The 13,287-nt window shown below is 61.9% G+C and carries 13 protein-coding genes and 1 tRNA gene; 4 read left to right on the top strand and 10 right to left on the bottom strand.

From position 1 onward, the window contains the following. The first annotated feature begins 20 nt into the window (after positions 1-20). The 3 genes from plsY to NKJ00_RS27800 all read left to right on the top strand — a co-directional run bounded on the left by plsY (position 21) and on the right by NKJ00_RS27800 (position 2,488). Positions 21-608 carry a glycerol-3-phosphate 1-O-acyltransferase PlsY gene (plsY, locus tag NKJ00_RS27790; protein WP_352612931.1) on the top strand — a complete coding sequence of 196 codons (588 nt, stop codon included), beginning with the start codon at positions 21-23 and terminating at the stop codon, positions 606-608. Positions 609-625: 17 nt separating this feature from the next. Continuing rightward, positions 626-1,765 carry a DNA-processing protein DprA gene (gene dprA, locus NKJ00_RS27795; protein WP_023812967.1) on the top strand — a complete coding sequence of 380 codons (1,140 nt, stop codon included), beginning with the start codon at positions 626-628 and terminating at the stop codon, positions 1,763-1,765. 252 nt (positions 1,766-2,017) lie between these two features. Then, complete coding sequence (locus NKJ00_RS27800) at positions 2,018-2,488, top strand: nucleoside deaminase (protein ID WP_352612933.1); 471 nt, start codon at positions 2,018-2,020, stop codon at positions 2,486-2,488. 64 nt (positions 2,489-2,552) lie between these two features. On the opposite strand, the gene NKJ00_RS27805 is transcribed toward NKJ00_RS27800, so the two are convergent. Beyond that, positions 2,553-2,628 (bottom strand) — tRNA-Lys (locus tag NKJ00_RS27805). Between the two features lie 258 nt (positions 2,629-2,886). Between NKJ00_RS27805 and NKJ00_RS27810 the strand changes: the two genes are divergently transcribed. After that, positions 2,887-3,372, top strand: coding sequence for a BA14K family protein (locus NKJ00_RS27810; protein ID WP_023812969.1), 486 nt, complete (start codon positions 2,887-2,889; stop codon positions 3,370-3,372). A 96-nt stretch (positions 3,373-3,468) separates the two neighbouring features. On the opposite strand, the gene NKJ00_RS27815 is transcribed toward NKJ00_RS27810, so the two are convergent. The 9 genes from NKJ00_RS27815 to glpD form a co-directional block, all read right to left on the bottom strand. Then, positions 3,469-3,948: a DUF6882 domain-containing protein gene (locus NKJ00_RS27815; RefSeq protein WP_128303598.1), complete on the bottom strand. Its 480-nt coding sequence runs from the start codon at positions 3,946-3,948 to the stop codon at positions 3,469-3,471. 34 nt (positions 3,949-3,982) lie between these two features. Then, positions 3,983-5,476: a glycerol kinase GlpK gene (glpK, locus tag NKJ00_RS27820; RefSeq protein WP_352612934.1), complete on the bottom strand. Its 1,494-nt coding sequence runs from the start codon at positions 5,474-5,476 to the stop codon at positions 3,983-3,985. Positions 5,477-5,573: 97 nt separating this feature from the next. Further along, entirely contained in the window at positions 5,574-7,298 is a 1,725-nt protein-coding gene (locus NKJ00_RS27825; RefSeq protein WP_023812972.1) for an ABC transporter substrate-binding protein, read from the bottom strand. Positions 7,299-7,376: 78 nt separating this feature from the next. Then, the gene (locus NKJ00_RS27830; RefSeq protein ID WP_023812973.1) at positions 7,377-7,658 is read right to left on the bottom strand and encodes a DUF2160 domain-containing protein; all 282 of its coding nucleotides are present in this window, start codon (positions 7,656-7,658) and stop codon (positions 7,377-7,379) included. Between the two features lie 2 nt (positions 7,659-7,660). After that, a complete protein-coding gene (locus tag NKJ00_RS27835) occupies positions 7,661-8,584 on the bottom strand; it encodes a carbohydrate ABC transporter permease (protein WP_027036701.1) in 924 nt (307 codons plus the stop codon). A 1-nt stretch (position 8,585) separates the two neighbouring features. Continuing rightward, positions 8,586-9,452: a carbohydrate ABC transporter permease gene (locus tag NKJ00_RS27840; RefSeq protein WP_023812975.1), complete on the bottom strand. Its 867-nt coding sequence runs from the start codon at positions 9,450-9,452 to the stop codon at positions 8,586-8,588. Beyond that, positions 9,453-10,520, bottom strand: coding sequence for an ABC transporter ATP-binding protein (locus NKJ00_RS27845; RefSeq protein ID WP_023812976.1), 1,068 nt, complete (start codon positions 10,518-10,520; stop codon positions 9,453-9,455). A gap of 10 nt (positions 10,521-10,530) precedes the next feature. Then, positions 10,531-11,610 carry an ABC transporter ATP-binding protein gene (locus tag NKJ00_RS27850; protein WP_352612936.1) on the bottom strand — a complete coding sequence of 360 codons (1,080 nt, stop codon included), beginning with the start codon at positions 11,608-11,610 and terminating at the stop codon, positions 10,531-10,533. A gap of 42 nt (positions 11,611-11,652) precedes the next feature. After that, complete coding sequence (gene glpD / locus NKJ00_RS27855) at positions 11,653-13,179, bottom strand: glycerol-3-phosphate dehydrogenase (protein ID WP_023812978.1); 1,527 nt, start codon at positions 13,177-13,179, stop codon at positions 11,653-11,655. Positions 13,180-13,287 lie beyond the last annotated feature (108 nt).

A 13,287-nucleotide genomic window follows, 5' to 3' on the forward strand; every position in this document is an offset into this window, starting at 1 on the left:
GGGGAAATGCGGGGGAAACAATGATTTACAGCCTCATCCCAGCGCTCGTGTTCGGCTATTTGCTTGGCTCGATTCCGTTCGGGCTCCTGCTCACCCGCGCGGCTGGCCTTGGCGATGTGCGCAAGATCGGCTCCGGCAATATCGGCGCCACCAACGTTCTGCGCACCGGAAACAAGGGCCTTGCCGCCGCGACGCTGCTGCTCGACGCGCTGAAGGGCACGGCCGCCGTGCTGATAGCAGGCCATTTCGCGCCTGACCTGGCGATCTGGGCCGGTCTCGGCGCCTTTCTCGGTCATCTCTTCCCGGTCTGGCTCGGTTTCAAGGGCGGCAAGGGCGTCGCCACCTATCTCGGTGTGCTGATCGGCCTTTCCTGGCAGGTGGCGCTGATCTTCGCCGTCGCCTGGCTGGTGATGGCATTCCTCTTCCGGTATTCCTCGCTTGCGGCGCTGACAGCGGCGGTCATCGTGCCGATCGCCCTCCATGTCCTGAGCACACCGCAGAATGCGGCCTTGTTCGTGCTGATGAGCATCATCGTTTTCATCAAGCACCGGGAAAACATTTCACGCCTGCTTGCCGGCACCGAGGGCAAGATCGGAGCCAAGGGGTGAGCGAGCCTGCCGCCGTCGTGAGTGGGCCGGCCGCCGGGCCGCGTCTCAGCGACCGGCAGCGGCTGAGCTGGCTGCGGCTGATCCGCACCCAGAATGTCGGCCCCGCATCCTTTCGCGACCTCATCAACCGTTTCGGTTCGGCCGAGGTGGCGCTGGAGATATTGCCGGAACTGATGATTTCGGGCGGCGCCATCCGGATCGCTCGCATCCCTTCCGTTGCCGAAGCCGAGGCGGAACTGGAACTAGCCGGAAAGGCCGGCGCCCGCTTTGTCGGGATCGGTGAGACAGACTACCCACCCCTGTTGCGCAACATGGACCATCCGCCGCCCCTGCTGGCGGTAAAGGGCAACGCAGCTGTTTTCCGGCTGCCGGGTGTCGCCATCGTCGGGGCACGCAACGCGTCGCTGGCCGGCATCAAGATGGCACGCATGCTGGCAGCCGACCTCGGCCGCGACGGCTACGCAATCGTCTCCGGCCTGGCGCGCGGCATCGACACCGCGGCGCATCAGGGCAGTCTTGCGACCGGCACGATCGGCGTCCTGGCTGGCGGTCTCGACCTGCCTTACCCGCCTGAAAATGCCGGCCTGTGCGAGGAAATCGCCGAGCGTGGCGCCATCATTTCGGAGATGCCGTTCGGCTGGCAGCCGCGCGCCCAGGATTTTCCGCGCCGCAACCGCCTTGTTGCGGGTGCGGTCCTTGGGCTGGTGGTGGTCGAGGCAGCGCAACGCTCCGGCTCCCTGATCAGCGCCAGGCTTGCCGGCGAAATGGGCCGGCTGGTCTTTGCCGTGCCGGGCTCACCGCTCGATCCACGCGCCGCCGGTACCAACGGCCTGCTCAAGGATGGTGCCACCCTGGTCACCGAGGCATCGGATATTTCCAGGGCGATCGCCCCGCTGACCGGCATGCGGGCGCCCGACGTGCCGCCGTTCGAAGAGCCGCCCGACTTCTCGGCCACACCACCGCCCGGCGAAAGCGACCGCGCCCGCGTCATCGAGGCGCTCGGCCCGACGCCAGTGGCGGTCGACGAGATCATCCGCCACACCGGCCTGCACCCGGCCCAGGTCTTCATGGTGCTGCTGGAACTCGACCTCGCCGGCCGGCTCGAACGCCACGCCGGCGCCAATGTTTCGCTGGTGTTCGGGGAGCCTTCGGTCTGACGCTGTTCGCATTTTCGCGCCGCCGAACTCCTTCGAGAAGCTCGGCGAGGATGGCCTTTTCAGCCGGCTTTCCGCTTTGCCGCGCCTGTGCTCATCTGTTCGACGCCAAGACCGGCCGGCGGATTGTAGGGCAAAGGTCTGATATCCCGAGGCAAAGGTCTCAAGCAAAAGTTGGCTCTTGCCACTCGCGTCCGTTGGCACCAATCTCGCTCAGCCGCTCATCGGTGGATGTCGGCATGACAGGATCTTGCCATGACACGCGATCAGATGCTCGCCCACCTTCGATCCGCCGACGCGGTCGCGCGCGAGGCGGCGGCGCATGGGCATCATCCGTTTGGTTGCGTGCTGGTCGGGCCGGACGATCGGGTGCTGATGCGGCAAGGCAATCTCGACACGGTGCGCCACGCCGAGACGGAGCTCGCCCGGCGCGCCGCGGCAGCCTACGAGCCGGAGTTCTTATGGCAATGCACGCTGGTCTCAACCGGTGAGCCCTGCGCGATGTGCACCGGAACGCTCTACTGGGCGAATATCGGCCGGCTGGTCTACGGCTTCGAGGAGACCGAGCTGCTGGCGCTCACCGGGGATCACGCAGAGAATCCGACGATGAGCCTCTCTTCGCGCACCGTCCTCGACTCCGGCCAGAAAAAGATCGAGGTCTTTGGCCCCTTCCCCGAAATCGCCGACGAGATGCTCGCACCGCACCGCGCTTTCTGGAAGCGTTGACGGCTTCCCCACCGGTTGTGGTGTGCCCTTCCCGAGAGATGGGTGACAGTTTATCGCGTGGATTTGGTGAGCGCGATGGGATTCGAACCCATGACCTACTGATTAAAAGTCAGTTGCTCTACCGGCTGAGCTACGCGCTCCCGCGGGCGAAAGGCGGCCCTCGAAATTGCGCGGAACATAGGGAGAGTGCCTCGACCGGTCAACCGGAAAAAGAGGGCTCGCAAACACGGGCGGCTTCGCCCTGTCGCGACACTTGCCAGCCGCGCCATCGGTGGGAGAACAGCCAAGGGAACACTGGCATTTCTGCCCGACAGCGGCATCCAGTCTGGGGAACAATTGTATGCGCCGCTCGTTTTCCCGGCACAGGGACGTCCGCCAAACTATCGAGGAGAAGACCAATGAACAGAATCACAACGAGCCTGCTGGCGGCCACTCTCTCCGTCACATTCGTTGCGGCGGAGGCGGTGTCCGTTAATGCCCAACCGAACTATGTGCCGCAATCCCAGGTCGCGGTGCCGGATGTGCAGACAGTCCAGTACCGGGAGTGGCGTAAGGACCGCCACAATCGCAATTTTTCGCGTGACCGCAGTTTTTCGCGTGACCGCAATTTTTCCCGCAATCGCGGCGCATATTGGAACGGCCATCGGGGCTATCGCGAATATCGCCCCGGCTACCGTCGTCACGGCGATTATTGGTTCCCGCTTGCCGCCTTCGCTACTGGCGCGCTGATTACCGGCGCAATCATCAACAACGAAAACAACCGCGTCTACGGAGGCAACGCCCACGTCCAATGGTGCTACGACCGCTATCGCAGCTACCGTGCTTCGGACAACACGTTCCAGCCGAATTACGGCCCTCGCAAGGAGTGCCGTTCGCCTTACTGATCAAGGCGCGTTTAAGTAGCTGAGATGCGTTAGTGGAGCTCGCGCCGGCAACGGCGCGGGCTTTTGATCCTTTGGCCGGAAGACGAACAGTTGCCGTCAGCTTGCCCAGTTGATGCTCTTGAGCATCAGATAAAAGCCACCGCCGTCCTCTCTGCTGGGACAACGATAGATACCCAACCCATTGCAGATACGGGCCATCACCGCACTGAGTTCCCAACCAACCACTTCCAGCGCATTGTCCGCATCCGTCGCATAGGCTTGGGCCAGTTCGTCGATGCCATTCTGCTCCCCGAAGGATCGGACTAGCTTTGCATCGCTGAGGAGCTCGCTGGGCAGGCTGGAATTTGCCCAAGCCCACAGCCAGTTTCCGGCCTCCGTGCTCGTTGAGCCGACAATCTGGATTTCGGTAACGACCTTGGCGACCCCGTCTTGCGAGAACAGAAGCGTTCCGGCCGTCAGGTCATAGTCATAGCGCAACCAGCTACCGAGGTGGAGATCTTTTTTCAAGCGTGCATTCTTGGCCTTCAGCTGTTCGATAGCCTCGTCGCGCCAAGCAGGATACCAATCTGGCTGCATTCCTCGCGCCCCATCACCCGCCACTGATGGCTGTTTATGACACGCTGAGCGTCCTGCGCACAGCATCGCGCCAACCAGCGAGCTTAGCTGCGCGCACGGAGCCATCCATGTCCGGCTTGAAGCGCCGTTCGAGTGCCCAACTCTTCGCAAACTTCTTTGCATCCGGCCAAACGCCAGCTTTCGAGCCGGCCAGCCAGGCTGCACCGAGCGCGGTCGTCTCGAGAATGGTCGGGCGGTCGACCGGCGCATCGAGGATGTCGGCCAGCCGCTGCATGGTCCAGTCCGACGCCACCATGCCGCCATCGACACGCAGCACTGTCTTGGCCGAAGCGCCTTTCCAGTCCTTGCGCATGGCGTCGAGCAGGTCGCGTGTCTGGTAGGCGACGGATTCGAGCGCGGCGCGGGCAAACTCCGCCGGTCCTGAATTGCGCGTCAGTCCGAAAATCGCACCGCGTGCCTCGGCGTCCCAATGCGGCGCGCCGAGCCCGACGAAGGCCGGCACCAGATAGACGTTTTGGGTCGGATCGGCTTCATCAGCCAGTTTGCCGCTCTGTTCGGCCTTGCCGATCACCTTGATGCCATCACGCAGCCATTGCACCGCAGCACCGGCAATGAAGATCGAGCCCTCCAGCGCGTAAGTCGTCTTGCCGTTCAGCCTGTAGGCAATGGTGGTCAAGAGCCGGTTCTTCGAACGCACCAGGTCGCTGCCTGTGTTGAGGAGCGCAAAACAGCCGGTGCCGTAGGTCGATTTCATCATGCCTGGCTCGAAGCAGGCCTGGCCGATGGTTGCCGCATGCTGGTCGCCGGCGACACCGAGGATTCTTATCTCGGCGCCAAAGAGATTTTTCTCCGTGATTCCATAGTCATCGGCGCAGTCCTTCACCTCGGGAAGCATTTCTACCGGGATGTTGAGGATCGACAGCAACTCGTCGTCCCAGGCATTCTCAGCGATATTGTAGACCAGCGTGCGCGAGGCGTTGGTGGCGTCCGTTGCGTGGACCTTGCCGCCGGTCAGCCGCCAGATCAAAAAGCTGTCGATGGTGCCGGCGAGCAATTCGCCCTTCTCGGCGCGTTTTTTCGCGCCTTTCACCTTGTCCAACATCCAGGCGATTTTGGTGCCGGAAAAATAGGGATCGAGCAGCAGGCCGGTCTTGCGGGTGAACTTTTTCTCCAACCCTTGCTTCTTGAGTTTCTGGCACAGCGGCGCGGTGCGCCGGTCCTGCCAGACAATGGCATTGTGGATCGGCTTGCCGGTCGCCCTGTCCCAGATGACCACGGTTTCGCGCTGATTGGTGATGCCGATCGCGGCCACGTCGGAAGCATTCCGGCCGGCCTTCTTCAGCGCCGCCTTCACGGTCGACACCACACTCGCCCAGATATCCTCGGGATCGTGCTCGACCCAGCCGGAGGCCGGATAGTGCTGGGCGAATTCCTTTTGCCCACTGCCGGCGACCTTCATCTCGCCGTCGAACAGGATCGCCCGGGTCGAAGTCGTGCCCTGGTCGATGGCAAGGATATATCCGGTCATTATGCCTCCCCGCTTTGTCTTTTACACAAACAGGGGAGACGGCAAGATGCCGCCTCCCCCAATGTCACACGGGCGCAGACGCCCGCTTAGAACAGTCTTACTTTTGCCAGCTCTTCACCAGCTCGTCGTAATTGATGGTGACCGGCTTTTCCTTCTCGTTCTCGATCTTCAACTGAGGAGCGAGATTGCCCTTCTTGACCGCGTCGGCGTTCCAGTAGGCGAGGTCATGCTCTTCGGCCATCTTCGGGCCGATATCGCCCTGGATGCCGGCCTTTTCCAGGCGTTCCATGACCTTTTCCTGCTCAGAGCAAAGCGAGTCCATCGCCTCCTGTGCCGTCTTGGCACCCGACGACGCATCGCCGATCGCCTGCCACCAGAGCTGTGCCAGCTTCGGATAGTCCGGAACGTTCGTTCCGGTCGGCGACCACTGAACACGGGCCGGCGAGCGGTAGAACTCGATCAGGCCGCCGAGCTTCGGAGCGCGTTCCGTGAAGCTCTTGTCCTGGATCGTCGACTCGCGGATCAGCGTCAGGCCGACATGGCTCTTCTTCACGTCGACCGTCTTCGATACGACGAACTGCGCATAGAGCCAGGCGGCCTTGGCGCGATCGTCAGGCGTGGACTTGAGAAGCGTCCATGAACCCACGTCCTGGTAGCCGAGCTTCATGCCGTCCTTCCAGTAGACGCCATGCGGCGAGGGAGCAAAGCGCCATTTCGGGGTGCCGTCCGCGTTCACGACCGGCAGCCCTTCCTTGACGAAGGAGGCGGTGAAGGCGGTGTAGGTGAACATCTGCTGCGCGACCGTGCCCTGCGACGGGACGGGGCCGGATTCGCCGAACGTCATGCCTTGGGCTTCCGGCGGCGCATAGGCCTTCAGCCAATCCAGGTACTTCTGGATCGAATATACGGAAGCCGGGCCGTTGGTGTCGCCGCCGCGCGCGACGCACGAGCCGACAGGCTGCGACTTCTCGTTGACCTTGATGCCCCATTCGTCGACCGGAAGACCGTTCGGCAGGCCCTTGTCGCCATTGCCGGCCATGGACAGCCAGGCATCGGTGAACCGCCAGCCGAGCGAGGGGTCCTTCTTGCCGTAGTCCATGTGGCCATAGACCTTCTTGCCGTCGATTTCGCGGCCGGTGAAGAACTCGGCGATGTCCTCATAGGCCGACCAGTTGACCGGAACGCCGAGGTCGTAGCCGTACTTGGCCTTGAAATCGGCCTTGTTCTTCTCGTCGTTGAACCAGTCGTAGCGGAACCAGTAGAGATTCGCGAACTGCTGGTCGGGCAGCTGGTAGAGGTCGCCGTCCGGAGCGGTCGTGAACTTGGTGCCGATGAAGTCGGCGAGGTCGAGGTTGGGATTGGTGACATCCTTGCCCTCATTCGCCATCCACTTGGTCAGGCTGCGCGCCTGCTGGTACCGCCAGTGGGTGCCGATCAGGTCGGAGTCGTTGACGTAGGCGTCGTAAATGTTTTCGCCCGACTGCATCTGCGTCTGCAGCTTCTCGACGACATCGCCTTCGCCGATCAGGTCGTGAGTGATCTTGATGCCGGTGATCGCGGTGAAGGCGGGCGCCAAGACCTTGGACTCATAGCTATGCGTATCGATGGTCTCGGAGACCACCTTGATGTCCATCCCGGCGAAAGGCTTCGCGGCATCGATGAACCATTGCAATTCGGCTTCCTGGGCGCCGCGATCGAGCGTCGACAAGTCCTTGATTTCGGTATCGAGGAAAGTCTTGGCTTCGTCCATTCCGGCATAGGCCTGGCCTGCTCCCCAGAGCAGGACAAGCGCAGTCGTTGATGTTAAAAATTGCCTTCGCATTTCGTTCCTCCACTTTTCAAGTTTCAAGTGCGATCTGGAGCGGCCGTCGGCACGCGGTCGCTCCAACAGTTTCCCCCTCTATACGTAGCGGAACACGCCGACGGCGTAGACTACGGAGAGAGCGAGAGCCCACCACAGGTTGGGTCCGACAAGACCCAGCCAAGCGAGATGGATAAAGGCGCTGCCGAGCAGCGAAACAAAGAGGCGGTCGCCGCGCGTCGTCTCGAAGCGCAGGAGGCCGACCCGGGGATTGCCGCCAGGCGAGGCGTATTCCCAGACCGCCATGCCACAGAGCAGTACCAGGATCGTGATGAAAAAGATCGCCGTTGGCAGCGTCCATGCCATCCAGGTGAGGTTCATGGTCATACCCTCCCTAGGGCAAAGCCCTTGGCGATGTAGTTGCGGACGAACCAGATCACGAGCGCGCCTGGAAGGATGGTGAGCACGCCGGCGGCGGCCAGCACGCCCCAGTCGAGCCCGGAGGCCGAGACCGTACGCGTCATGATCGCCGCGATCGGTTTGGCGGCCGTCGTGGTCAAGGTGCGCGCGATCAGCAGTTCGACCCATGAGAACATGAAGCAGAAGAAGCAGGCCACGCCGACGCCGCTTGCGATCAGCGGCATGAAGATTTTCAGGAAGAAGCGCGGGAAGGAATAGCCATCGATATAGGCGGTCTCGTCGATCTCCTTCGGCACGCCGGACATGAAACCCTCGAGGATCCAGACCGCCAGCGGCACGTTGAACAGGCAGTGCGCCAGCGCCACCGCGATATGCGTGTCGATCAGCCCGAACGCCGAATAGAGCTGGAAGAACGGCAGCGCGAACACTGCCGGCGGCGCCATGCGGTTGGTCAACAGCCAGAAGAAGAGGTGCTTGTCGCCGAGGAACCGGTAGCGCGAGAAAGCGTAGGCCGCCGGCAGCGCCACCGAAACCGAGATCACCATGTTCATGACGACATAGATGATCGAATTGATGTAGCCCTTGTACCAGGACGGGTCGGTGAAGATCACGATGTAGTTGGCCAGGGTCGGGCTCTTCGGCCACAGCGAAAACGCGCCCAGAATCTCCTGATTGGTCTTGAAGCTCATATTGACCAGCCAGTAGATCGGCAGCATCAGAAAGATGATGTAGATCGTTGGCACCAACCACCAGAACCGGGATTCTTCGCCGCGCCGGCGCATCAGCCGCGCAAGCTGGTCCTGCGACAATGTGCTGGCGAGCCCGTCCGAAACCGCCGTCTCACGCACTCGGTCCTGCCTCGTCGTTCCTTCGTTGGCGCCGCTCATCTCAGCGCTCCGCATCGACATTGGTCATGACGGTGTAGAACACCCAAGACAGCAAAAGGATGATCAGGAAGTAGATGATCGACATGGCGGCCGCCGGCCCGAGATCGAACTGACCGATCGCAATCTTGACCAGGTCTATCGACAGGAACGTCGTCGAATTGCCAGGGCCTCCGCCCGTGACGACGAACGGCTCGGTGTAGATCATGAACGAGTCCATGAAGCGCAGCAGCACTGCAATCAGAAGCACGCGGTTCATCTTCGGCAGCTGGATGTAGCGGAACACTGCCCAGCGTGAGGCGCCGTCGATCTTGGCCGCCTGGTAGAAAGCATCGGGGATCGAGACCAGTCCGGCGTAGCAGAGCAGAACGACGAGGCTTGTCCAGTGCCATACGTCCATCAGGATGACCGTCACCCAGGCATCAGTCGGATCGTTGACGTAGTTGTAGTCGAAGCCGAGCGCCGACAGCGTGTAGCCGAGCAGGCCAATGTCGATGCGGCCGAATACCTGCCAAATCGTGCCGACGACGTTCCACGGGATCAGCAGCGGCAGAGCCATCAGCACCAGGCAGACTGGCACGCCCCAGCCTTTCTTGGGCATGTTAAGAGCGATGAAGATGCCGAGCGGAATCTCGATGGCGAGGATGGTTGCGGAAAAGATCAGGTTGCGGACCATCGACAGCCAGAAGCGTTCCGACTCCAGGATTTCGGTGTACCAGTCCGAGCCGTTCCAGAAGAAGACGTTGTTTCCGAACGTGTCCTGCACCGAATAGTTGACCACCGTCATCAGCGGGATCACCGCCGAGAACGCCACCAGCAGAAGAACCGGCAGCACCATAAACCAGGCCTTGTTGTTCCAGGTCTTCTCCATCTAGGCCTCCATCTCGACACGCCAGGAATCGGCATAGATGTTGATGCCGGCCGGGTCGAACCGCACCTTCGGATCGGCGGGCAGGGTCTCGTCCTCACCGATCACGGCAGAAATATCGCGGCCTTCGAGCTTGGCGCGCACCACCTTGTGGCGGCCGAGATCCTCGACCTTGCTGACCTGCACGGCCATGCCTTCGCGGCCGAGCCGGACATATTCGGGACGGATGCCGAGCTCGACGGCGCCGCTGCCTGCCTTTGGCGCGCCCGGCAGTTCGATGCGCTGCGAGCCGAGTGTCGCCGTCTTGCCGTCGATCGCCACCGGCATGACGTTCATGCCCGGCGAGCCGATAAAATAACCGACAAAGGTATGGCGTGGCCGTTCGAACAATTCGGCCGGTGTGCCGATCTGCACGATGCCGCCATCATACATGACCACGACCTGCTCGGCGAAGGTCAGCGCCTCGGTCTGGTCGTGGGTCACATAGACCATGGTGTAGCCAAAGCGGCGGTGCAACTGCTTCAGCTGCGAGCGCAGCACCCACTTCATGTGCGGATCGATGACGGTCAGCGGCTCGTCGAACAGGATGGCGTTGACGTCGGAGCGCACCAGCCCGCGGCCGAGCGAGATCTTCTGCTTCTGGTCGGCGGTCAGGCCCCTCGCCTTCTTCTTCGCCCAGGACGCCAGATCGATCATCTCCAACGTCTCGCGAACCTTGCGGTCGACATCGGCTTCCGGCACGCCGCGGTTGCGCAGCGGGAAGGCCAGATTATCGTAGACGGTCATGGTGTCGTAAATGACCGGGAACTGGAACACCTGCGCGATGTTGCGCTCCTGCGTCGATAAATTGGTCACGTCCTTGCCGTTGAACAGCAACTGGCCGTGCGAGGGGTGCAACAATCCCGAAATGATGTTGAGCAGCGTGGTCTTGCCGCAACCGGAGGGCCCGAGCAGCGCATAGGCGCCGCCGTCCTCGAAGACATGATGCACTTCCCGCAGCGCGAAATCGGCATCTTTCTGCGGGTTCGGCAGGTAGGAATGTCGGACATGGTTGACGTCGATGCGTGCCATCTCTTTGCCCTCAAGCCGCCAGCTTCGACGCAGTCACGGCGCTGCCGTGCTCGTCGAAAACCATGATGTGGCGCGGATCGATGAACACCTCGACCACCTCGTCTGGCTCGAAATGCCTGATACCATGGGTCAGCATGACCCAGCGCGCATCGGCGAAATCGAGATGGATGAAGCTCTCCGATCCGGTGATCTCGGTGATCGTCACCTTGGCACGCACCGGCACCGCCGCCGCATTGGGCCGCTCGAGCGACAAGTGGTGCGGCTGAAAACCGATCGTATAGATGGCGTCGGCAATGCCGGAGAGTTCGGCCGGCACCGGTAGGTTCACGCCGCCCTCGAGCAGGAAATCCCGACCCTTCTTGGCGAGCACGATGGTGTTAAGCGGCGGATCGGAAAACGTCCTGGCTGTCACCAGATCTACCGGCTTGCGGAACACCTCGATGGTCGGTCCGAACTGGGTGATCTTGCCTTGCGAAAGCGTCGCCGTGTTGCCGCCAAGCAGCAGGGCCTCGTGCGGCTCGGTGGTGGCGTAGACGAAGATGGTGCCGGCGGCGGCGAATATCCTGGGCAATTCGGCGCGCAGTTCCTCGCGCAATTTGTAGTCGAGATTGGCGAGCGGTTCATCGAGCAGGACCAGGCTGGCGTTCTTGACGATGGCGCGCGCCAGTGCGGTGCGCTGCTGCTGGCCGCCGGACAGGCTGAGCGGCGTGCGGTCGAGATAGGGTGTCAGCTTGAGAAGTGCGGCGGCTTCACCTACCTGGCTGTCGATCCTGGCCTGCTCGATGCCGGCTACCCGCAGCGGCGAAGCGATGTTCTCATAGACGGTCATCGCCGGATAGTTGATGAACTGCTGGTAGACCATGGCGATCTTGCGCTTCTGCACCGGCACGCCGGTGACATTCTGACCGTCGAACCAGATCGAACCGGAGGTTGGCACATCGAGGCCGGCCATCAGCCGCATCAAGCTGGTCTTGCCCGAAAGCGTCGGTCCGAGCAGGACGTTGAGCGAGCCGTGCTGGAGCGTCAGCGACACGTCGCTTATATGCTCGACCGCACCGACCGTCTTGGTGACGTTTCTCAGTTCCAGCATGACGCCTCCTCCCAGGCCTTCCGCATCAGCTCAAACCCCTCTTCATTCGGCAGCCGCGACATGGCGCCGGCTTATGCCGCGCATGAATTCATCGAGCGCCGCCACCTGCTCGCGGCTGAGATGCAGACCGCGCTTGGTCCGGCGCCACAATACATCTTCTGATGTGACGGCCCATTCGTTTTGAACGAGATAGCGCACCTCGGCCTCATAGAGATCGGCGCCGAAGTTGCGGCCGAGATCGACGTTCGATTTGGCCAGCCCCAACAGCATCCTCGCGCGGGTTCCATAGAGCCGGGTCAACCGGCGAGCCAGGCGCGCGTCGAGGAATGGATAAGCGGTTTTCAATTTCGCCACTTCGGCATCGAAACCGGTGGCCGGGAAATCGCCGCCCGGCAGTGGCGCGTTTGCCGTCCACGGCTTGCCGCGCTTGCCGAGAAAACCCTCGATCTTTTCCAGCATCGATTCCGACAGCCGGCGATAGGTGGTGATCTTGCCGCCGAAGGCGTTGACGATCGGGGCGGCGCCCTCGCCGCCATCGGCCTTGAGCACATAGTCGCGCGTCGCTTCCTGCGCCTTGGAGGCGCCGTCATCATAGAGCGGACGGACGGCCGAATAGGTCCAAACGATGTCCGAGCGCTTGACGGGTTGGGCGAAATATTCGCTTGCCGCGGCGCAGAGATAATCGATCTCGGTGTCGCTGATCTTCACGTCATGCGGATCGCCGGGATAATCCTGGTCGGTGGTGCCGATCAGGGTGAACTCTTCCTCATAGGGAATGGCGAAGATGATGCGGCCATCCTTGTTCTGGAAGAAATACGCGCGTGGATCGTCGAACTTCCTGGCGATGACAATGTGGCTGCCCTGCACGAGACGAACATTGTGCACATCGTTGAGCCCGACGACGCCGGACAGCACATGATCGACCCAGGGGCCGGCGGCATTGACCAGCAGTCGCGCCTTGATCTCCTCGGTCTCGCCGGTCTGCAGATCCTCGATCTGGATTGCCCACAGGCCGTTTTCGCGGCGCGCGCCGGTCACTTTCGTGCGGGTGCGAACCGTGGCGCCGCGGTCGGCGGCATCACGTGCGTTCAGCGCCACCAGCCGCGCGTCATTGACCCAGCCATCAGAATATTCGAAGGCCTTCTTGAACAGCGGCTTCAAAGGCTTACCGGCCGGATCCCTGGCCATGTCCAGCGTCCGGGTCGCGGGCAGCAATTTGCGCCCGCCAATGTGGTCGTAGAGGAAGAGACCGAGCCTGATCAGCCAGGCCGGGCGCAGGCCCTTGGCATAGGGCAGCACGAAGCGCATTGGCCAGATGATGTGCGGCGCGTTCTTCCACAAAACCTCGCGCTCCATCAGCGCCTCGCGCACCAGGCGGAATTCGTAGAATTCGAGGTAGCGCAGGCCGCCATGGATCAATTTGGTCGAACCCGAGGAGGTTCCGCTGGCGAGGTCGTTCATCTCGGCGAGAAACACGGAAAAGCCACGACCGACGGCATCACGGGCAATGCCGCAGCCATTGATGCCGCCACCTATGACGAAAATGTCACGGATCGGAGATGCGTCCACAATTCCTCCAACGATTTCGCATTGCACCATTTTTGGGCTTTTACGAAACCGTGTCGGAATTATTTCGAAATGATAACGAATGTCAAACGAAATATCGCGAGCGCGTGA

Source organism: Mesorhizobium sp. M0227 (assembly GCF_040321855.1).
Taxonomy (GTDB): domain Bacteria; phylum Pseudomonadota; class Alphaproteobacteria; order Rhizobiales; family Rhizobiaceae; genus Mesorhizobium.